The organism is Massilia sp. Bi118, assembly GCF_918697865.1.
In the GTDB taxonomy this organism is placed as follows: domain Bacteria; phylum Pseudomonadota; class Gammaproteobacteria; order Burkholderiales; family Burkholderiaceae_D; genus Telluria.
Map to the genome: position 1 here is coordinate 1 of NZ_CAKKMV010000003.1, position 20,125 is coordinate 20,125.

Here is a 20,125-nt window from a genome sequence, read left to right on the forward strand (position 1 = left end):
GATGTATTACTCACCCGTTCGCCACTCGCCGCCAGGTTGCCCCGCGCTGCCGTTCGACTTGCATGTGTAAAGCATGCCGCCAGCGTTCAATCTGAGCCAGGATCAAACTCTTCAGTTTAATCTCTGTTTGTTGGCATTGCTGCCACCTTGATTTCTCAAGGGTCGCTCACTCAAAATACTGACCGTTACTTCATTGCTGAAGCAACGTTATACTTTTTGTGAACATTTGATAATTTAAGCATTCAGCAGCCACTTACGCAGCTGCTGGCACTTCATCAAACGCCCACACTTATCGACTGTTAATTGTTAAAGAACCGTGTTCGGTACTGCCTTGCTGCATTCTGCGAATCGTTTTGTTCGTCAGCAGCAGAGAAGTGAGATTATGCAGTGTTTCGCTTGACTCGTCAACTCATCGTTTTCTTCAGTGCACACAACCTTCTAAAAAGTTGCCAACTCAAGCAATTGATTTCACTGAGCTTTTGGTGCACTGCAGAAGCAGGACGCGCACTATAGCAAACCAGGCGACTCCATGCAAGAACCTGAGCGTGGAAACTTGTCGAATGCTGCAATCGAGTCAGGATAGTTCGCCCAGCTCGGCTTTCGCAGCCAGAACGCGCTGCAGCGCCGTTTCCGGGTCGAGACCCGCCATCAGCAGATTGATGATCTCTTTCTTGTCATCTTCCGCAACTTGCGCGCATGCCGGCCGATGGGAGCAGAAATAGGCATACCAGGCAACGTCCGCCGGACGTTCTTTGCGAGGCTTGAGCCTCTTTGGTATGGCAGCCCGCATCTCGCCGGCGTACGTGACCAGTCGTGGGTTGGCACTCGACCAATCGAAACTGGCAACTGCCCTCCTCTCGGCTTCCCAATCGCCCTTGTAGCCCGGACCCGGCCGCATGGTCGCCTTGTTCACGGCCAGGCAGGCCAGGTCGGGAAGAGCGCTGGCCTTGCAGAAGCCTCGGACGAACGCCAGCTTCACGCCGATCCCGACCGGCACCTCGCGGCCCAGCGTCGCATCTTTTGGGTACATGCTTCGCCCCATCGTCAGCAGGTCCTCGTAGGCGATGGGCTTGCCGCCGGTGGACTTCGCGTGCTGCACAAGCGCCTCCACCAGACGGGAGCCGACATCAATATCGGTCAGCGTGAACAGGACCGCCGCATCCTTACTGCCTGACATGAAAACTCCCTTATTCAAAACAAACAAAAACCCGCCGAAGCGGGTTTAAAGGATTATCGAACAAATCCCGGGAGAGGAAACATCACTCCCACTCAATCGTCGCCGGCGGCTTCCCGGAAATATCATAAACAACCCGGTTCAAACCCCGAACCTCATTGATGATCCGGTTCGACACCCGACCCAGCAGATCGTGCGGCAAATGCGCCCACTGCGCCGTCATGAAGTCCAAAGTCTGCACGGCACGCAGCGCCACCACATATTCGTAAGTGCGCCCATCCCCCATCACGCCCACCGATTTCACCGGCAGGAACACAGCAAACGCCTGCGAAGTCGCCTCATACCAGTTCAGCGGCGCCTTGCCCGCATCGATACCCGGCACCATCGGCGCCACGAAAGGCGTATTGCGCAGCTCTTCGATGAAGATCGCATCCGCCTCGCGCAGCAGGTCTGCATACTCCCGCTTCACTTCGCCCAGGATACGCACGCCCAGACCCGGACCCGGGAACGGATGGCGATACACCATATCGTGCGGCAGGCCCAGGGCGACGCCCAGCTTGCGCACCTCATCTTTAAAGAGTTCACGCAAGGGCTCGAGCAGCTTCAGATTGAGCGTCTCCGGCAAGCCGCCCACATTGTGGTGGCTCTTGATGGTCTGCCCCTTCTTGCCCTTCCCTGCCGACTCGATCACGTCCGGATAAATCGTGCCCTGCGCCAGCCACTTGGCGTTGGTCAGCTTGCCCGCTTCGACCTGGAACACTTCGACGAACTCGCGGCCGATGATCTTGCGCTTCTGCTCCGGATCGGTCACGCCGGCCAGGTGGCCCATGAACTGGTCCGTGGCGTCGATGCGCAGCACCTTGACGCCCAGGTTTTTCGAGAACATGTCCATCACCATCTTGCCCTCGTCCTTGCGCAGCAGGCCGTGGTCGACGAAGACGCAGGTCAGCTGGTCGCCGATGGCGCGGTGGATCAGGGCCGCGGCCACGCTGGAGTCGACGCCGCCGGACAGGCCGAGGATGACTTCATCGCTGCCGACCTGGGCGCGGATCTTCTCGACTGCTTCGCCGATGTAGTCCGGCATGTTCCAGTCGCTCTTGCAGCCGCAGATCTCGTGCACGAAGCGGCCGATGATGGCTTCGCCCTGGGTCGTGTGGGTGACTTCCGGGTGGAACTGCAGCGCGTAGAAGCGGCGCTCTTCGTCGGCCATGGCGGCCACCGGGCAGCTGTCGGTGGAGCCCATCAGCTTGAAGCCTTCTGGCATTTCCAGGACCTTGTCGCCGTGGCTCATCCAGACCTTCAGCATGCCGTGGCCTTCGCTTGTTACGAAGTCGTTGATGCCGTTCAGGAGCTTGGTGTGGCCGCGAGCGCGCACCTCGGCGTAGCCGAATTCGCGGACCTTGCCGTTTTCGACCTTCCCGCCGAGCTGGGCCGCCATGGTCTGCATGCCGTAGCAGATGCCGAGCACCGGCACGCCGAGTTCGAACACGGCCTGCGGCGCGCGCGGCGAGTCGCCTTCGAGGGTCGAGTTATGGCTGCCCGACAGGATCACGCCGGAGGCGCCGTAGTTGCGGACGAAGTCATCTCCGATATCGTAGGGATAAACCTCCGAAAACACACCGGCGTCGCGCACGCGGCGGGCGATCAGCTGGGTAACTTGGGAACCGAAGTCGAGAATGAGGATTTTGGAATGCATGTAGTCTTGTGATGTGATTGGTGGGCACGGGGCGCCCACCCTACGTCGATACAAAAACGCGGCCGACAAGGCCGCGTTGTTTTATTCGGAGCGGTAGTTCGGCGCTTCTTTGGTGATCTGCACGTCGTGCACGTGCGATTCACGCATACCGGCCGAGGTGATCTCGACGAATTCGGCCTTAGAGCGCAGTTCTTCGATGCTGCCGCAACCGCAGTAGCCCATCGACTGGCGCACGCCGCCGACCAGCTGGTAGATGATGGCCAGCACGCTGCCCTTGTAGGCGACGCGGCCTTCGATGCCTTCCGGGACGAACTTCTCGGCCTTGCTCGAGGCTTCCTGGAAGTAGCGGTCGGCCGAGCCTTCGGCCATCGCGCCCAGCGAGCCCATGCCGCGGTAGCCCTTGTAGCTGCGGCCCTGGTACAGGATCACTTCGCCCGGCGCTTCTTCGGTACCGGCGAACATCGAGCCCATCATGACGGTGTGGGCGCCGGCGGCCAGCGCCTTCGAGATATCGCCCGAGTAGCGGATGCCGCCGTCGGCGATGCAGGGCACGCCCGTGCCTTCCAGCGCTTCGGCCACGTTCGAGATCGCGGTGATCTGCGGCACGCCGACGCCGGCGACGATACGGGTGGTGCAGATCGAGCCCGGACCGATGCCGACCTTGACCGCATCGGCGCCGGCTTCGACCAGTGCGCGCGCGGCGGCGGCGGTGGCGATGTTACCGCCGATGACGTCGACTTGCGGGTAAGTGTCCTTGATCCACTTGACGCGGTCGAGGATGCCCTGCGAGTGGCCGTGGGCGGTGTCGACCACCAGCACGTCCACGCCGGCCTTCACCAGCAGTTCCACGCGTTCCTTGTCCTTGTCGCCTACGCCCACTGCCGCGCCCACGATCAGCTTGCCCTGCGCATCCTTCGATGCGTTCGGGTGCTCGTGCGACTTCAGGATGTCCTTCACGGTAATCAGGCCGCGCAGTTCGAAGGCGCTGTTCACGACCAGCACGCGCTCCAGGCGGTGCTTGTTCATCAGGCGCTTGGCTTCGTCGGTGTCCGCTTCTTCAGTGACGTACACGAGCTTTTCGCGCGGGGTCATCTTGGTGCGCACTTCCGCTTCCAGGTCTTCCTCGAAACGCAGGTCGCGGTTGGTGATGATGCCCACCACCTGCGCGCCTTCGACGACCGGGAAGCCGCTGAAGCCATGCTGGTGCTGGAGGGCGATCACGTCGCGGATCTTCATCGTCGGCGGCACCGTGATCGGGTCGCGCAGCACACCGGCTTCGAAACGCTTGACGCGCGCCACTTCGCGAGCCTGGTCGGCGGGACGCAGGTTCTTGTGGATGATGCCGATGCCACCCTCCTGTGCCATCGCGATCGCGAGGCGGGCTTCGGTAACGGTGTCCATGGCGGCGGACAGCAGCGGAATGTTCAGCGAGATATTCCGGGTCAGCTTGGTACGCAGGGACGTGTTGGCCGGGAGGATGTTGGAGTAGGCCGGGACGAGCAGCACGTCATCGAACGTGAGTGCTTTCTGAAGAAGACGCATAGTTTTATTTCCTATAGGCGCAAAAGCGAATTATACAGAAACTCCAATAAAACTTCTTCGAACATCCCAAAAAAGCGGGAAAGCGGCTTGACACTCGGCCGTTTGAAGCCTCTGCGCGAATTGACAGTGCCGGCGAATCATGGCGAAATCAGGTCAGTGATAACAAAAGGAAACACGATGAATGCACGATGTGTGCGCCTGCTGTGCTCCGCCGCCCTTGCCTTGACTTCGCTACTCGCTCACGCCCAGTACAGCTGGATCGACGACAAGGGCATGCGCGTGTTTTCGGACCGTCCGGCGCCGCCTGGCACGCCGACCGGGCGCATCTTGAAGACGCCGCGCGGGATGGATGCGGCGCCCTTGCCGGCCGCCGTGCCCGCAGTGCCGGATGCGACGCCGGATTGGAAAAAGCGCGAAGAGGAATACAAGCGGCGCAGCGCATTGCGCACCGGGGAAGAAGAAAAGGCAAAGCTGGCGGCGCGGGATACGCGGCGATTGGCGCACGACATTCAGTGCGTGCGGGCGCGGGAGGCGCAGGGAAAACTCGAGCAGCTGGAGACTGCGCGCTTTCAACGCTGGAATAACAAGGGCGAGCGCGACCAGCTGCCTGAGCTGGAAAATCGGCAGCGCGAGATGCTCAGGCTGCGCGCGGTTCTGGCGGGCTGCGTGCCTGGTTAGGGATTCAGCCGGCGCGTGGGCACGGAGTACCCACCCTATCCTTTTTTTGCGGCGCGCCTGCGCCTTGAGTCCTTGGGGTCCGCCACCAGCGCGCGGTAGATTTCGATGCGGTCGCGCTCGCGCAGAACCGTGTCCAGCGTCTTCTTCTTGCCGTAGATGCCAACCGGCTGGGTCACCAGGTTGATGTCCGGGTAACGCGCCAGCACGCCGCTGCCTTCGATGGCCTGGCCGATGGTGGTGCCGGGCGGCACGCGCATCGGATGGATGAACTCGTCCTGCGGCGTGGCGTAGACCACATAGACCTGGACCTCGGCCGCCTCAGACACCATACACCTGCTCGGCGCGCTTGCAGAAGGAGTCGACCATGGTGTTGGCGATCATGCCGAACACCGGTCCGACGATCTGTTCCAGGATGACGCTGGAGAACTCGTACTGCATGTCGAAGTCGATCTTGCAGGCGTCGGCGCGCAGGGACTTGAAGGCCCAGGTCGCTTCGAGCATCTTGAAGGGACCGTCCACCAGATGCATCTTCATCTGGGTCGGGCGCTGGTTGTGGTTGGCGGTGGTAAAGCTCTGCTTCACGCCATGGAAGTTGATCTGCAGGGAGGCCGTCAGGTTCTCCTCGGTCTGCTCGATGATCTTCACCCCATTGCACCAGGGAAGGAATTTTGGATAATCCTCGACCTTCGCCACGAGGTCGAACATTTGCTCGGCGCTATAGCCCAAGAAAACTGATTTGTGCACTACTGCCATTTGTCAGCCGTTTGTTATGATGTTGGATTAACAGTAGTTTAACCGACACGCGCATTTTAGCTATTTCATGAGTATTATTGATAATAAGAAAGCCTTTTTCGACTACTTCATCGAGGACCGCTACGAGGCCGGCCTGGTCCTGCAGGGCTGGGAAATCAAGGCGATCCGCGAAGGCCGTGTCCAGATCAAGGAAGCCTACGTGGTCGTCCGCAATGGCGAACTCTACCTGTTCGGCGCCCACATCAGCGCCCTGACGGCAACCTCCGCCTGGAGCCATCCGGAAGCCCTGCGCACCCGCAAGCTGCTGCTGCACAAGGCCGAGATCGACAAGCTGGTCGGCAAGGTCGAGCGCTCCGGCTATACCCTGGTGCCGCTGAACCTGCACTTCAAGGGCGGCCGCGTGAAATGCGAAGTCGGCCTGGCCAAGGGCAAGAAGCAGCACGACAAGCGCGACACCGAGCGCGACCGCGACGCCAAGCGCGAAGTCGAAAAGGCGATGAAGACCAACCGGCGCTGAAGCGTCGCTTCCGTCCTCAGCCGTGCAATAGACGCAACTTTTTCTGGCCTTAGCCGGAGGCGTGCAATACACTGGCGGTCCGACTCCTTCGCCAAGATCATGCCGCGCATGCACGATTCAGCCAACGCGCCCAGCACCCCTCCCACCGAGCCAGGCATCCTGCCGAGCACGATCGAATTCCCGGTGGTCGGGATAGGCGCTTCCGCCGGCGGCCTGCCGGCCCTGCTGCGCTTCTTCGAAAACATGCCGCAGCATACCGGCATGGCCTTCGTGGTCATCCTGCACCTCTCGCCCAAGCACAAGAGCTCGGCGGACCACGTGCTGCAGCGTGTCACGCGCATGCCGGTGGTGCAGGTGATGGATCCGGTCCAGATCCAGCCGGACCATGTGTATGTGATTCCGCCCAACCGCCATCTGAAGATGGTCGACAGCTATCTCGGCCTGATGGACCTGGACCGGCCGCGCGGGACCCACATCGCGATCGACATCTTCTTCCGCACCCTGGCCGAGGTGCACCGCGAACGCGCGGTCGCGATCGTCCTGTCCGGCACCGGCAGCGACGGTTCGGTCGGCATCACACGCATCAAGGAAGAAGGCGGCCTCACGCTGGCGCAGTCGCCCGGCGACGCCGAGCACGAAGGCATGCCGGATGCGGCGATCCGCACCGGCACGATCGACTTCGTGCTGCCCGTTACCGACATGCCGCAGAAGCTGATCGAGCTGTGGGAAAACGCGCGCACCATCGAGATGCCGCCCACCGGCGACGGCGAAGCCCAGGTCGCGCACGTGGCCGAGACCGTCGAACTGGCCGAGGAAGCGCTGCAGCGCGTGATCACCCTGCTGCTGAACCGCACCGGCCACGACTTCAAGCAGTACAAGCGCGCCACCGTGCTGCGCCGGATCGAGCGCCGCATGCAGGTACGCGGCGTGCACACGCTGCCGGCCTACCGCAGCGTGCTGGAGGCCGATGCGCGCGAATGCAACGCGCTGCTCGACGACATGCTGATCGGGGTGACCAACTTCTTCCGCGACCGCGAAGCCTTCGAGGGGGTCGAGCGCGAGATCATCCCCGAACTGTTCAAGGACAAGGCGCCGACCGACGAGGTCAGGGTCTGGGTTGCGGCCTGCTCCACCGGCGAGGAAGCCTATTCGCTGGCGATGCTGCTGGCCGACCACGCCGCCGACATGGCCGAGCCCCCGCCCTACCAGGTGTTCGCGTCCGACATCGACAACGGCGCCATCGCCCAGGCCAGGAGCGGCGACTATCCGGCCTCGATCGTCACCGACGTCGCGCCCTCGCGCCTGCGCCATCACTTCACCAAGGACGACGACCGCTACCACATCAAGAAGAACATCCGCGACCGCATCCTGTTCGCCTCGCACAATGTGCTGCGCGATCCGCCCTTCTCGCGGCTCGACCTGGTCTCCTGCCGCAATCTGCTGATCTACCTGAACCGCGAAGTCCAGGCCCGGGTGCTGGAGATGTTCCACTTCGCGCTCAAGCCGGGCGGCTACCTGTTCCTGGGCGGCTCGGAGTCGGCGGAATCGCTGTCCGACTTTTTCATCCCGGTCGACAAGAAGAACCGCATCTACCGCGCACGCCCGACCTCGCGCACGATGGGCTCGGGCGCCCAGCTGCCGAGCCAGGCGAATCGCCTGCCCGAATCGATCCAGCGCCCGCCGCCGCGGCGCCAGTTCTCCTATGCCGACGTGCACCAGCGCGCGCTGGCGCTGGCGGCGCCGCCCTCGGTGGTGCTGGACAAGGATTCCAACATCGTCCACATGTCGCAGCAGGCCGGCCAGTTCCTGCGCATGGGCGGCGGCGAGCCCTCGCGCAACATGCTGGCCCTGGTGCTGCCGGAGCTGCGGCTGGAACTGCGCAGCGCGCTGTACCAGGCACTGCACCGCGACGCCAGCGTCGAGTGCCGGGCGATCCCGGTCCAGCTACATGAACGCCAAGCCAGTATCGCCTTGAAGGTCCGCCCCTTCCGCGACGACGAGAGCGCCGAGGATTTCGTGCTGGTGCTGTTCGACGAGACGCCGCCGGAAGCCGCCTCGGCGCCGAGCGGCGCGGCGTGCGACGACATGGTCCTGACCCAGCTCGAGAACGAGCTGCAGCGCACCAAGGAGCACTTGCAGGAGACCATCGAGCATTCCGAGATCTCGACCGAGGAACTGCGCGCCTCCAACGAGGAGCTGCAGGCGATCAACGAGGAGCTCCGTTCGGCCACCGAGGAACTCGAAACCAGCAAGGAAGAGCTGCAGTCGCTGAACGAAGAGCTCATCACCGTCAACTACGAGCTGAAGGTGAAGGTCGAGGAGACCGGCAAGGCCAACGACGACCTGAACAACCTGATCGCCTCGACCGATATCGCCACCGTGTTCGTCGACAGCGGCCTGCGCATCAAGCGCTTCACGCCGCGCGCGACCGACATCTTCAGCATCATCGCCTCCGACATCGGACGCTCGCTGCTGGACCTCACCCACCGCCTCGATTACGACGGGCTTGCCGACGACGTCAACGCCACCTTCGAGACCGTGCGCCCGGTCGAGCGCGAAGTCCGCAGCGACGACGGCCGCTGGTTCATCGTGCGCCTGCTGCCCTACCGTACCACCGAGGACCGGATCGAAGGCGCGGTCCTGACCTTCTTCGACATCACGGCGCGCCGCGCGGCGGAAGAGCTGGCGCGGGTGAACGAGGCGCGCATGCGCATGGTGGCCGAGAGCACCGACGACTACGCCATCGTCACGATGGATGCCGGGGGCCGCGCCACCAGCTGGAACAAGGGCGCCGAGCGCCTGTTCGGCTACACCGAGGCTGAGATGCTGGGCCAGACCCTCGAGGCCCTGTTCATTCCCGAAGACCGCGAACGCGGCGCACGCGAGGAAGAGATGCGCCGCGCCCGCGAGGAAGGCCGCGCCGAGGACGAGCGCTGGCACCTGCGCAAGAATGGCAGCCGCTTCTACGCCAGCGGCGTGACCAACCCGCTCGGTCCGGCGGCCGAATACGGCTACGCCAAGATCGCGCGCGACGACACCGAACGCCTGCGCCAGACCAGCGAGCGCGACGAAGCCCTCAGCCACGAGCAGCAGGAACGCTCCGGCGCCGAACATGCGGCGGCAATGAAGGACCAGTTCCTGGCCATCATGTCGCACGAACTGCGCCAGCCGCTCAACATGATCAGCATTAACGCCGAGCTGCTGTCGCGCATTCCCGAAGTGCGCGTCTCGCCGCACGCGCTGCGCTGCACCGAGGCGATCCGCACCTCGGTCGGCAGCCAGGCCAAGATCATCGAAGACCTGCTCGACCTGTCGCGCATCCGCACCGGCAAGCTGGCGCTGACGGTGGCGCCGGTCGACGCCGGCAAGGTGATCGGCGCCATCATCGACGTCGCGCGCGCCGATCCGTCCACCCGCGGCCTGCTGGTCGAAGCCTATGGCCTGGAAGACGGTTTGACGGTGATGGCCGATGCCGTGCGCTTCGAGCAGATCGTCATGAACCTGCTGAGCAACGCGATCAAGTTCACGCCCCAGGGCGGCACCATCGAGCTCCGGCTCGAGCACGAAGACGGCGCCCTGCGCGTGGACGTGATCGACAGCGGCCAGGGCATCGCCCCGAGTGCGCTGGGCAAGGTGTTCGAAATGTTCGGGCAGCCGAATTCCGTCACCACCCGCGCCAAGGGCGGCCTCGGCATCGGCCTGGCGCTGGTGCGCGACCTGGTCCACCTGCACGGCGGCCGCATTTCCGTGGCCTCGGCCGGCATCGGCAAGGGCTCCTGCTTCTCGGTCTGGCTGCCGCTGCTGGAACAGGGCAGGAAGGACGCGGATGGCGCGGGCGGCGAAGCGCCGCTCGACATCCACGGCCTGCGCATCCTGCTGGTCGACGACGTCGAAGACGCCGTGCTGGTGATGAAGTCCCTGCTCGATATCTACGGCGCCGACGTGAGGGTGGCGACCAGCGCCCGGCAGGCGCTCGAGATCCTGGGGCGCGAAGAGATCGACCTGCTGATCTCGGACATCTCGATGCCCGAGATGGATGGCTACGCGCTGCTGCGCGAAGTGCGGCGGCTGCCGCGCTACGCCACCCTGCCGGCGGTGGCCGTGACCGGCCTGGCGCGCGAGCAGGACATCGCGATGGCGCGCGACGCCGGCTTCTCGGCCCACCTCGGCAAGCCGCTATCGGTGGACCGGCTGCTGGACATCATTCCGGGGCTGCTGCGCCGGCGCTCGGCCCAGTAGCAGGCCTGGACCGCCGCTTCAGCGAAAGTAAGGCGGCACGTTGCCGGCGATCCGGGCGAATTCGGCTTCCGTGAGCGGCAGCTTGCGGAAGGCGGCCCAGGATTCGCGCGGGCGCAGGTTGCCGCCCTGCGCCGAATCGGTCCCGTACAGCACCTTCTCCGTTCCCACCTGGCGGATGGTGTCCGCCACCAGCTTCGCCAGTTCCGGCTCGATGTCGCGGTCGACGATGGAGGCGACGTCGAAATACAGATTGCGGGTATGCGGGTCCTTGCGCGCCACGGCGGCCGCCATCGCGGCCATCGCCTCGCGCGAAGGCGGATCTTCGTAACCCGGGCCGGTGCCGCCGAAGTGCGCCACCTGCACCGTCACGTCCGGCGCCGCCGGCAAGACCTGTTCGATGAAGATCCTTGCCTGGGACGCGCCGTAGGGCCGGCCCTTGCTGATGCTGGCGCGCATGTGGACCACGATCGCCATCTTCGCCGCATTGGCGGCGGCGAAGACCTCGCGCAGGCGCGCGACGTGGGCCGGATCGTCGAGCTGGATGTCCGAATTCCCGAAATGGAGCTTGATGCCGCGTGCGAGGCCGGGCGTGGCTGCGCAGCGTTTCAGTTCCTGCAGCGCGTAGTCCTTCAGCGGATTGAAGCTGCAGAAGGCGACCAGGCGGTCCGGGTAGCGCGCGGCCTGGGCCGCGGTCCAGTCGTTCTCGCGGCGCACCTGGGCGAGTTCATCCTCGAGCGCGCGGCCCGGCTTGCCGTACCAGAAAGCGAGCGACAGCAGGGTCGCCTTGCGGATGCCTGCCGCGTCGAGCAGCGCGACCACATCCTTCGCATCCAGCGGCTGCAGGCCGGACTGCGGACCAGCGAGCGCGACGTCTTCCTTGCTGAAGACGTGCTGGTGGAAGTCGCCGGCCGGCGTTTGCGCGTGGGCTGCGGCGGCGAGTAGCGATACTGTGAAAACGAGGCTGCGGGCAAGCCTGGGCATGTCGGTCTCCGGAATTTTTATCATTCCAGTCTAGCGCCGGCGCCTTCGCCTGCCTATCATTTTTGGATATGCACGTCCCGCGCAACGAGGCCCGCCAGGCGCGCCGCCGCATAGCTCGCGGCGAGGCCGACCGCCACCCCGCAGGCCAGTTTGAAGGCACTGTCGAACAGGATGGGCGCGACCAGTCCCGACACCAGCGCGAAGGACATCATCTGGATGAAAGCCAGCATCGACGCCGCCAGGCCGCGGTTTTCCGGGAACAGGCTCAGCGCCGCCACCTGGATCGCCGGCATGGCGACCGCCAGGCCGAAGGTGTAAACCATCAGCGGCAGCACGGCCCAGGGAATGGCCACGGTATTGCCGGCCCAGGCGGTGTAGCCGACGTTCAGCACGCAGGCCAGCGCCATCAGGCCGAAGCCGATCGCGCGCATGGCCGCCGGCGCGTGGGTCGCGGCGCGCTTGCCGCCCCAGGCCGAGCCGATCACCATGCCGCTGATCAGGGGGATGAACATCCAGCCGAAGGCGGTCTCCGGCAGGTGCAGGATCTCCATGACGAAGTTGGCCGCCGAGCCGATGTACAGCGACAGGCCGCCGAAGGCCAGGCCCACCGACAGCGACAGCAGCAGGAACTGCGGATGACCCAGCACCTTCAGGTAGTTGCGCGCGATGGCGAGGCCGTGGAAGGCGTGGCGCTTCTCGCGCGGCAGGCTTTCTGGCAGCAGGCGCCAGCAGACCAGCAGCATCAGCGCGCCGAACAGGGCCAGGAACCAGAAGGTGGCGCGCCAGCCGAAGTGGACGTGGAGCCAGCCGCCCAGCACCGGCGCGATGGCCGGCGCCAGGCCGAACACCATCATGATGTGGGACATCATCTTCTGGGCCTGGGCACCGCTGAAGCGGTCCTGGACGATGGCCTGGCCGATGACGGAACCGGCGCCCGCCGCCAGGCCCTGCATCGCACGGAAGGCCAGCAGCCAGCCGAAGCTGGGCGCCAGCGCGGCGCCGACCGAGCCGAGGGTGTAGATGCCCAGCGCGATGAGGATCACCGCGCGGCGGCCGAAGGAATCGGAGAGGGTCCCGTGGAACAGCATCATGAACGCGAACGTGAACAGGAACACGCTCAGGGTCTGCTGCACGGCGACCGGGCCGACCTCGAAGGCGCGCCCGATCGCGGGAATGGAAGGCAGATAAGTATCGATCGCCAGCGCACCCACCATACCCAGGCAGGCCAGGATCACCGTCAACAGTCTTTGCATCTACTTCGCCTTCCATTACTCGAAAGGCGAGATTGTACGGTGTTTCAGTTCGTCCGATAAAGCGACATGCCGAAACGCTCGGTGCGCGGCATCCAGTTGCCCTGGTAGTCGGCCGAGACCAGCACGCGCTCGGCGCGGCCGATCAGGAGCTTGCGCGGCACCAGGCCGATCACGCGCGAGTCGGCGCTGTTGTCGCGGTTATCGCCCAGCATCAGGTATTCGCCGCTCGGCACACGCAGCGGGCCGAAGGTGCGCGGCGCCACCACGTCCGGCAGCACCTGGATGTGGCGGCGCTGGCCCTTGCCGCCTTCGATCGATTCCGACAGCTGCAGCGCGCGCAGGGTCGCGCCCTGGATCGAGTCCAGCGATTCCGCCACCATGTCGTAGTTGGCGCCCTTGCCGTTGATGTAGAGGCGCTCGTTGCGCATCTCGACGGTGTCGCCGGGCAGCGCCACCAGGCGCTTGATCAGCAGCGTGCCGTCCTTGGGCGAGCGGAAGGTGACGATGTCGCCGCGCGCCGGCTCGCCCATGCGCGCCAGCACCATGTCGGTCAGCGGCACCTTGAGGTCGAAGGCCATGCGGTTCACCAGCACCACGTCGCCTTCCAGCAGGTTCGGGTGCATCGAGGCCGAGGGAATCGGATTCCAGTCCGCCACCGCGGTGCGGAACACGCCGAACAGGACCAGGAAGGCCAGAAAGCCTTTGTTGTTGCGGACGAAGTTCTTCACGGCGGGACTCCTCGGTTGTTTGTATTCCGGTTTATACGCGGTATTGATGTGCAGATGCTTAATAGAAAATTAAAGCAGGTGTATGTATGGTCTCAATGGGGCGAACGCGCCGGCTTGAACATGTGCCACGCGCCGACTGCTACCGGCACGCCGAGCCCGATCACGGAGACCATATCCCACCAGCCATCCCCCAGCAGCCCCGCCACCAGCCCGACTGCAGTCAGCACCCCAAGCAAAATTGGCATCCCCCACAGCGAACGAAAACCCGTCATCGGGGCTCCCCTTCGCGTACCAGCGCCGGCTGCCGCGCCGGCCTGGCGGCCGCTTTCGCGCCGGCCTTCGCCGCGGCCCGCCCGCGCTTCAGCCACAGATACAAGCCGCTGCCCAGCACCACGATGGTCGCCAGGTCCAGCAGCGCCCACAGGAACTTCATCCCCTGCCCGCCGTAGTCGCCGAAGTGCAGCGGCTGCGACAGCAGCAAGGTGCTCAGGTACCAGGGCAGCGTGCGCTGGTCGGTCACCTGACCCGTGCCGGCATCGACCAGCACCGGCTTGTACAGCCTGGCGGTCAGCGCCTGGTCGCCGTGCATGTAGACGCCGTAATGGTGCGAACTCGCGAAAGGCGTGCCCGGGAAGGCGATGAAGCCGACCTTCATTCCCGGCTGCAGGGCCTGCGCGCGCGCCACCGACTGCTCCATCGAAGCCAGCACGGTCGGCGGGGGTTGGCCCTCGTAGGGCTTGACCATGGCCGCGATCTCGGTCGCCTGCCAGTACTGCAGCAGCACGTCGGCCAGTGTGTTGACGACGCCGGTCGCACCCACCACCAGGGTCCAGACCAGGGTCACGATGCCGAGCAGGTTGTGCATATCCAGCCATTTCAGGCGCGGGGTGCGGCCGTGGCGGACGTCGCCGAATTCAAGCTTGCGCATGAATGGCGCGTACAGGACCACGCCGGAGACGATCGCCACCAGCAGCAGGAGACCCATGAAGCCGAGGAAGAGCTTGCCCGCCACGCCGGCGAACAGGTCGACGTGCAGGTGAAACAGGAAGGCCATCACCTTGCCGCCCTCGATCGGCGGCTCGGCCACGTATTGCGCGGTGCGGGCGTCGATGGCGATCGAGACGAAGTTCGGGTCGGTCGGGTTCGCGCCCATGGTCAGGAACCACAGGGCCGGCTGGTCCGCCTCCTGCGACATGTACATCATGCGCTTGCCGGGATAGCGCGCCTGGCCGGCGGCGACCACGCTGTCCAGGCTGGCGCGCGGCGGCGTCGCCCCCGCCTGCAGGCCTGTCAGCACCGGCGGCTCGACCTCGTTGCCCAGCAGGTGGCCGATCTCGTGCTTATAGATGAGCGGCAGGCCGGTCAGGCAGAGCAGCAGCATGAAGACGGTGCAGACGAGGCTGCTCCATTTGTGGATCCAGGACCAGCGGCGGAGGGAAACAGGGGACATGGGGCTAGATAATAATAGTTCTCATTTACGGAATCAAGCTTGCTGGTTATAATGAGAACCATTCTCATCACCGCTCAAGAAAAAAAACACGCCATGCACTGCAAACTGACTCCGCTCGCCACCGCCGCCCTGTTCCTCGCCGCATCGATTGCCCAGGCCCAGGAAGCGCAAACACCCCAGCCTGTCCAGGCTGAACAGCCGGGCATCGCCACGGTCGTGGTCAGCGCCTCGGCCGATGCCTCGGCCCAGGGCCTGTCGTCCGCCTATGCCGGCGGCCAGGTCGCGCGCGGCGGACGTCTCGGCCTGCTGGGCAATGCCGACATCATGGATGCGCCCTTCAACGCCACCAACTACACCCAGGCCCTGATCCAGGACCAGCAGGCGCGCAGCGTGGCCGACGTGGTCCAGAACGATCCGTCGGTGCGCGTGGCGCGCGGTTTCGGCAACTTCCAGGAGCTGTACGTGATCCGCGGCTTCGCCGTGAATTCCGACGACATGGCCTATAACGGCCTCTACGGCCTGCTGCCGCGCCAGTTCGTGGCTTCCGAACTGCTCGAGCGTGTCGAGATCTTCCGCGGCGCGAACAGCTTCATCAACGGCGCCGCGCCCGGCGGCGGCGGCATCGGCGGCGCCGTCAACCTGGTGCCCAAGCGCGCGCCCAACCACCCGCTGAACCAGGTGACCCTGGGCATCGAGTCGGGCGGCCAGGCAGTCGGCGCCTTCGACGTCGCGCGCCGCTTCGGCGAAGGCGACCGCGCCGGCATTCGCGTGAACGCCGTGCACCGCCAGGGCGACACTTCCGTCGACCGCGAATCGCGCGAACTGAACGTGCTGGCCGTCGGCCTCGACTACCGCGGCCGCAACTACCGCCTGTCGGCCGACGTCGGCTTCCAGGAGCACACGCTGGACAACGCCCGCCCCAGCGTGACGGTCGGCGCCGGCCTGCGCGTGCCTTCCGCCCCGGACGCCAGCCACAATTTCGCCCAGCCCTGGACCCGCTCGCTCGAGCGCGACACCTTCGGCACCCTGCGCGGCGAGATCGACCTGGCCCCGAACGCGGTGGCCTGGGCCGCCTTCGGCGCCCGCACCGGCAGCGAATTCAATGCGCTGACCACGACCACCACCACCGACAACAACGGCGGCCTGAACATGGGCCGCTTCGACAACCAGCGCAACGACCGCAACCAAACCGGCGAGATCGGCGTGCGCGGCCAACTTGTGACCGGCCCGGTCAGGCACACGCTATCCGCCAGCGCCTCGGCCTTCGAACTGCAATCCTTCAACGCCTACGGCATGAGCGACTTCGCCGGCTGGTCGACCAACCTGTACCGCCCGGTCGACGTGGCGGCGCCCTCGCCCACCTTCTTCACCGGCGGCGACATGGCGCATCCGCTGCTGACCCACAAGTCCATCCTCGGCAGCTATGCCGTGGCCGATTCGATGTCCCTGCTGGACGATGCGCTGACCGTAACCGTCGGCCTGCGCCATCAGCGCATCAAGGACTACAGCTACGACTACGGCAGCGGCCTGCAGAACGCCGGCTACGACGAAAGCGCCAACACCCCGCTGGCCGGCATCGTCTACAAGCCGATGAAGAACCTGTCGCTGTACGCGAACTATGCCGAAGCCCTGCAGCAGGGCCCGACCGCCTCGGGCTTCCCGGTGCCGGTCAACCAGGGACAGGTGTTCGCGCCCTACACCTCGCGCCAGAAGGAAGTCGGCGCGAAATACGACAGCGGCAAGCTCGGCATGAGCGCCGCCCTCTTCACGACCTCGCAGCCGCTGGGCGGCATCGAGAACGGCGTCTTCGGCATCTTCGGCGAACAGCGCAACCGCGGCCTGGAACTCTCGGTGTTCGGCATGCCGGCCAAGGGCCTGCGCGTGCTGGGCGGCCTGACCCTGCTGGACGCCGAGCAGCGCCGCACCGCCGGCGGCCTGAACGAGGGCAAGGACGCCATCGGCGTGCCGAAGACCCAGCTCAACCTGGGCGGCGAATGGGACATCGCCGCGGTGCCGGGCCTGTCGCTGAACGCGCGCGCCGTCTATACCGCCAAACAGTACGCGGACGCCGCCAACACCCAGCAGTTGCCGTCCTGGAGCCGCTTCGACCTGGGCGCGAACTACCTCACCCGCATCATGGAACGCGACGTGACCCTGCGCGCGCGCGTCGACAACGCCTTCGACCGCAATTACTGGGCCTCGGCGGGCGGCTATCCGGGCGCCGGCTACCTGGTGCTGGGCGCGCCGCGCACCTTCACGGTGTCGGCAACCGTCGACTTCTGATCGGTTTGCTTAGAAGTTGATGATCCCTCCCAGGGAAACGCCATTCATGTGGCTGGACGCGCCGGAAAAGCCTTTCGAGCGCGTGCGCCCCAGCTCACCGACCAGGGTTACGTACTTGTTCAGCCCGTAGTAGGCGCCGAGCGTATAGTTGGCGTTCTCCTTGAGGCCGAGCGTGCCCGGGCTGTTGTCGCTGTTCTTGCTGCGGCCGTAGTTGAGGCCGACCTTGAGCCGCTCGTCGGCCTTGTACATCGCCTGCAGGAACCAGTGGGTCGACTTGACGTCGGCCTGGTCGGCATCCGACAGCAGGCCCAGGCCTTTGCCGCGCTGGAAGTTGACCAGGAAGCCAAACTGCTCGTAGTCCATGCTGGCGCCCACTTCGACGGCGTTCATGCGGAAATTGTTGAAGGCCGCCGGGTCGACGGTCTCGAAGTGCTGGGTCTTGTAGCCCAGCCAGCCCTTGGCCGGTCCGAGGGCGCCGGTCAGCTGCAGCTGCACCTGGGGCGTCGACTTGGCCGAGTAGCGCGAAGGCGCGACGATGGGCGTGTCGGAAACCGGGCTCATCAGGCCGACATCGAGGCCGATCCCGTAGGGCAGCATGGACGGCGCCGAGTACACGACCTGGCCATAGTGGTTCAGGTAGGCATAGCCGGCGCCGATGTGGCCGAGCGCGACCCGGCCGCGCTGGGTGGCCTGCACCGGTGCGCCGATGCCCTGGATGGTCATGTCGCCGAGGATGGCATGGGAGCCGAACAGGCCGTAGTCGCGCCCCAGCTTGACGGTGCCGAAGTCGGGCCGGCCGAAGCTGAAGAAGGCCTGGCGGATGTCGACATCGCTGTTCTGGGCGATCGCGCTGTCGGTGGCGGTGGCGACGTAGATGCCGATCAGCGCCTTGACGTCCCAGCCGCCCTGGTTGGTGGTGGCGCTCGTCACCAGGGCGCTCGGCAGCAGGCCGTTGCCGATCGTGGTGCGGCGGTCCTCGCCGCCGCAGCCGAGCGTGCGCCCGGCCAGCGCCACGCCGCTGTCGAAGCCGCCCTTGCACCTGACCAGGGTATAAAAGGCATTCACGTTGCCGCCGACGTTGACGGTCCAGTCGCCGGCCTTGATGTCGACTGCTTGTGCGGGAGGTACGGCGGCAGCGGCAAGCAGGCCCAGCATGAGCATTCTCTTCATCGCGCTCTCCTCGTTGTGATTGGGGGATCGACACAGCGGCCGATGCATCCCTAACAAGGCAATAAGCGTACCCAGCGTGCATCAAGGGCAGAGACAGCCGGGAATCGGAAAAGCGTACAGAAACTGAGCAGTATTTGTGCTGCTTGTGCCTGAGCCTGGCGCTCTGTTTCAGAACAGATGAGTTGTGGCGGTCGACGCGGCTTGCGTGACCACCACTACCCGCATCAGCGCTCGGCCTTCACGATCTGCAGCGCGCTGGCGATCAGTCCGCTCATATTGCCGAGATCGGCCGGGACGATGATGGAGTTATTGGTCTTGGCCAGGTTACCGAAGGCGTGCACGTATTCCTCGGCCACCCGCAGGTTGACCGCATCCGCGCCGCCCGGGCTGCGGATCGCATCGCCGACCTGGCGCAGCGCGGTCGCACTGGCGTCGGCCAGCGCCACGATGGCGGTCGCCTCGCCCTGGGCGCGGTTGATCGCGGCCTGCTTCTCGCCTTCGGAACGGGCAATCGCCGCCTCGCGCTCGCCGCTGGCGATGTTGATCGCTTCCTGGCGCCGGCCCTCGGAAGCGGCGATCAGCGCGCGTTTCTCGCGTTCGGCGGTGATCTGGCGCTGCATCGCGTGCAGGATCTCGGCCGGCGGGGTCAGGTCCTTGATCTCGTAGCGCAGCACTTTCACGCCCCAGTTGGCGGCCGATTCGTCGATCGCGTTGACGATGGTCGTGTTAATGTGATCGCGCTCCTCGAAGGTCTTGTCGAGCTCCATCTTGCCGATCACGGAACGCAGCGTGGTCTGCGCCAGCTGGGTGATCGCGGTGATGAAGTTCGACGAACCGTAGGACGCGCGCATCGCATCGGTCACCTGGAAGTAGAGGATGCCGTCGACCTGCAGCTGGGTATTGTCGCGGGTGATGCAGACCTGGGGCGGCACGTCGAGCGGGATTTCCTTCAGGCTGTGCTTGTAGGCGATGCGGTCGATGAAGGGCACGACAATGTTCAGGCCCGGCGCCAGCGTGGCGTGGTACTTGCCGAGCCGTTCGACCACCCAGGCATGCTGCTGGGGCACCACGTTGATGGTCTTGATGACGAAGACTAGCGCGATGATGAAAATGACCAGTGCGACCGTACCGAATGAAAACATTATGAGCATCCCTTATATATCTGGTTATATTTGAAGCAAAACTTATAAATCAGGAATTCGCCACCACCAGCCGGCTGCCCTGCACTTCGACGATGCGGAAATCACCGGCCTGCGGCGTGGCGCCCTGGCCCAGTTCGACGTCCCACAATGCGCCGCGGTACATCACGCGGGCGCGGCCGTTGTCCCAGGCCGGCACGTTCACGCGCTGGCCGATGTCGAGATTGACGTTACTGTCGCGGCTGGCGTCGCTGCGCGCCGGCCGGCCGAAGCGCGAGCGGTGCAGCAGGGCCGTCGCCAGCACGCCGACCAGGGCCGCCGCGATCGTCTGCAGCGGTCCGCTCGCGCCGGCCACGGCGGCGAGACCGCCGACCGCCAGACCGATCGCGATCATCAACAGGTAGAACGTCCCGGTGAACAGCTCCAGGATCACGAGCACGCCGGCCGCCACGAGCCAGCCCATCCATTCAGCCATGGTGTACTCCTTCATTTTCAGTATGACAACAATGCCAGTCTACCCTG

At 65.0% G+C, this 20,125-nt stretch carries 17 protein-coding genes and 1 rRNA gene; 4 read left to right on the top strand and 14 right to left on the bottom strand.

Annotated features, from left to right (window positions below; translation table 11 throughout):
- The 4 genes from LQV39_RS04755 to guaB all read right to left on the bottom strand — a co-directional run.
- A 16S ribosomal RNA gene (locus tag LQV39_RS04755) occupies window positions 1-118 on the bottom strand; the annotation flags it as partial.
- A gap of 456 nt (window positions 119-574) precedes the next feature.
- Window positions 575-1,177, bottom strand: a complete 603-nt coding sequence (locus tag LQV39_RS04760; protein WP_230020626.1) for a hypothetical protein — start codon at window positions 1,175-1,177, stop codon at window positions 575-577.
- An 82-nt stretch (window positions 1,178-1,259) separates the two neighbouring features.
- Window positions 1,260-2,870 carry a glutamine-hydrolyzing GMP synthase gene (guaA, locus tag LQV39_RS04765; protein ID WP_230020632.1) on the bottom strand — a complete coding sequence of 537 codons (1,611 nt, stop codon included), beginning with the start codon at window positions 2,868-2,870 and terminating at the stop codon, window positions 1,260-1,262.
- A gap of 81 nt (window positions 2,871-2,951) precedes the next feature.
- Window positions 2,952-4,412 (bottom strand): IMP dehydrogenase, encoded by a 1,461-nt coding sequence (gene guaB, locus LQV39_RS04770; protein WP_230020634.1) that lies wholly within the window; start codon window positions 4,410-4,412, stop codon window positions 2,952-2,954.
- Window positions 4,413-4,589: 177 nt separating this feature from the next.
- On the opposite strand from guaB, the gene LQV39_RS04775 reads away from it, so the two are divergent.
- Window positions 4,590-5,090: a DUF4124 domain-containing protein gene (locus LQV39_RS04775; RefSeq protein ID WP_230020638.1), complete on the top strand. Its 501-nt coding sequence runs from the start codon at window positions 4,590-4,592 to the stop codon at window positions 5,088-5,090.
- A gap of 35 nt (window positions 5,091-5,125) precedes the next feature.
- Here the strand turns inward: LQV39_RS04775 and LQV39_RS04780 are convergent, their stop codons facing one another.
- Both LQV39_RS04780 and LQV39_RS04785 read right to left on the bottom strand, forming a co-directional pair.
- Window positions 5,126-5,419, bottom strand: a complete 294-nt coding sequence (locus tag LQV39_RS04780) for an RnfH family protein (protein ID WP_230020642.1) — start codon at window positions 5,417-5,419, stop codon at window positions 5,126-5,128.
- Window positions 5,409-5,843, bottom strand: coding sequence for a type II toxin-antitoxin system RatA family toxin (locus LQV39_RS04785; protein WP_230020644.1), 435 nt, complete (start codon window positions 5,841-5,843; stop codon window positions 5,409-5,411). The genes LQV39_RS04780 and LQV39_RS04785 overlap by 11 nt, the downstream gene beginning before the upstream one ends.
- 67 nt (window positions 5,844-5,910) lie before the next feature.
- Here LQV39_RS04785 and smpB point away from each other — a divergent pair, with 67 nt between their 5' ends.
- Together smpB and LQV39_RS04795 are read left to right on the top strand one after the other, a co-directional pair.
- Window positions 5,911-6,360 carry an SsrA-binding protein SmpB gene (gene smpB, locus LQV39_RS04790; RefSeq protein ID WP_230020645.1) on the top strand — a complete coding sequence of 150 codons (450 nt, stop codon included), beginning with the start codon at window positions 5,911-5,913 and terminating at the stop codon, window positions 6,358-6,360.
- 108 nt (window positions 6,361-6,468) lie between these two features.
- A complete protein-coding gene (locus LQV39_RS04795) occupies window positions 6,469-10,599 on the top strand; it encodes a CheR family methyltransferase (RefSeq protein WP_230020650.1) in 4,131 nt (1,376 codons plus the stop codon).
- Between the two features lie 18 nt (window positions 10,600-10,617).
- Here the strand turns inward: LQV39_RS04795 and LQV39_RS04800 are convergent, their stop codons facing one another.
- The 5 genes from LQV39_RS04800 to LQV39_RS04820 all read right to left on the bottom strand — a co-directional run bounded on the left by LQV39_RS04800 (window position 10,618) and on the right by LQV39_RS04820 (window position 15,011).
- Window positions 10,618-11,580 (bottom strand): amidohydrolase family protein, encoded by a 963-nt coding sequence (locus LQV39_RS04800; RefSeq protein WP_230020653.1) that lies wholly within the window; start codon window positions 11,578-11,580, stop codon window positions 10,618-10,620.
- A gap of 56 nt (window positions 11,581-11,636) precedes the next feature.
- On the bottom strand, window positions 11,637-12,833 hold the full coding sequence (locus LQV39_RS04805) for a multidrug effflux MFS transporter (protein WP_230020656.1): 1,197 nt from the start codon (window positions 12,831-12,833) through the stop codon (window positions 11,637-11,639).
- 44 nt (window positions 12,834-12,877) lie between these two features.
- Window positions 12,878-13,561: a signal peptidase I gene (gene lepB, locus LQV39_RS04810; protein WP_230020658.1), complete on the bottom strand. Its 684-nt coding sequence runs from the start codon at window positions 13,559-13,561 to the stop codon at window positions 12,878-12,880.
- Between the two features lie 92 nt (window positions 13,562-13,653).
- Window positions 13,654-13,806, bottom strand: a complete 153-nt coding sequence (locus LQV39_RS04815; RefSeq protein WP_230020664.1) for a hypothetical protein — start codon at window positions 13,804-13,806, stop codon at window positions 13,654-13,656.
- A 23-nt stretch (window positions 13,807-13,829) separates the two neighbouring features.
- On the bottom strand, window positions 13,830-15,011 hold the full coding sequence (locus LQV39_RS04820) for a PepSY domain-containing protein (RefSeq protein WP_230020665.1): 1,182 nt from the start codon (window positions 15,009-15,011) through the stop codon (window positions 13,830-13,832).
- A gap of 93 nt (window positions 15,012-15,104) precedes the next feature.
- On the opposite strand from LQV39_RS04820, the gene LQV39_RS04825 reads away from it, so the two are divergent.
- Window positions 15,105-17,294 (top strand): TonB-dependent siderophore receptor, encoded by a 2,190-nt coding sequence (locus LQV39_RS04825; protein ID WP_230020671.1) that lies wholly within the window; start codon window positions 15,105-15,107, stop codon window positions 17,292-17,294.
- A gap of 9 nt (window positions 17,295-17,303) precedes the next feature.
- On the opposite strand, the gene LQV39_RS04830 is transcribed toward LQV39_RS04825, so the two are convergent.
- The 3 genes from LQV39_RS04830 to LQV39_RS04840 all read right to left on the bottom strand — a co-directional run bounded on the left by LQV39_RS04830 (window position 17,304) and on the right by LQV39_RS04840 (window position 20,078).
- Window positions 17,304-18,464, bottom strand: coding sequence for a porin (locus LQV39_RS04830; RefSeq protein WP_230020677.1), 1,161 nt, complete (start codon window positions 18,462-18,464; stop codon window positions 17,304-17,306).
- Between the two features lie 224 nt (window positions 18,465-18,688).
- Window positions 18,689-19,615, bottom strand: coding sequence for an SPFH domain-containing protein (locus LQV39_RS04835; RefSeq protein ID WP_230020680.1), 927 nt, complete (start codon window positions 19,613-19,615; stop codon window positions 18,689-18,691).
- Between the two features lie 40 nt (window positions 19,616-19,655).
- The gene (locus LQV39_RS04840; RefSeq protein WP_230020684.1) at window positions 19,656-20,078 is read right to left on the bottom strand and encodes an NfeD family protein; all 423 of its coding nucleotides are present in this window, start codon (window positions 20,076-20,078) and stop codon (window positions 19,656-19,658) included.
- Between the last annotated feature and the right edge of the window lie 47 nt (window positions 20,079-20,125).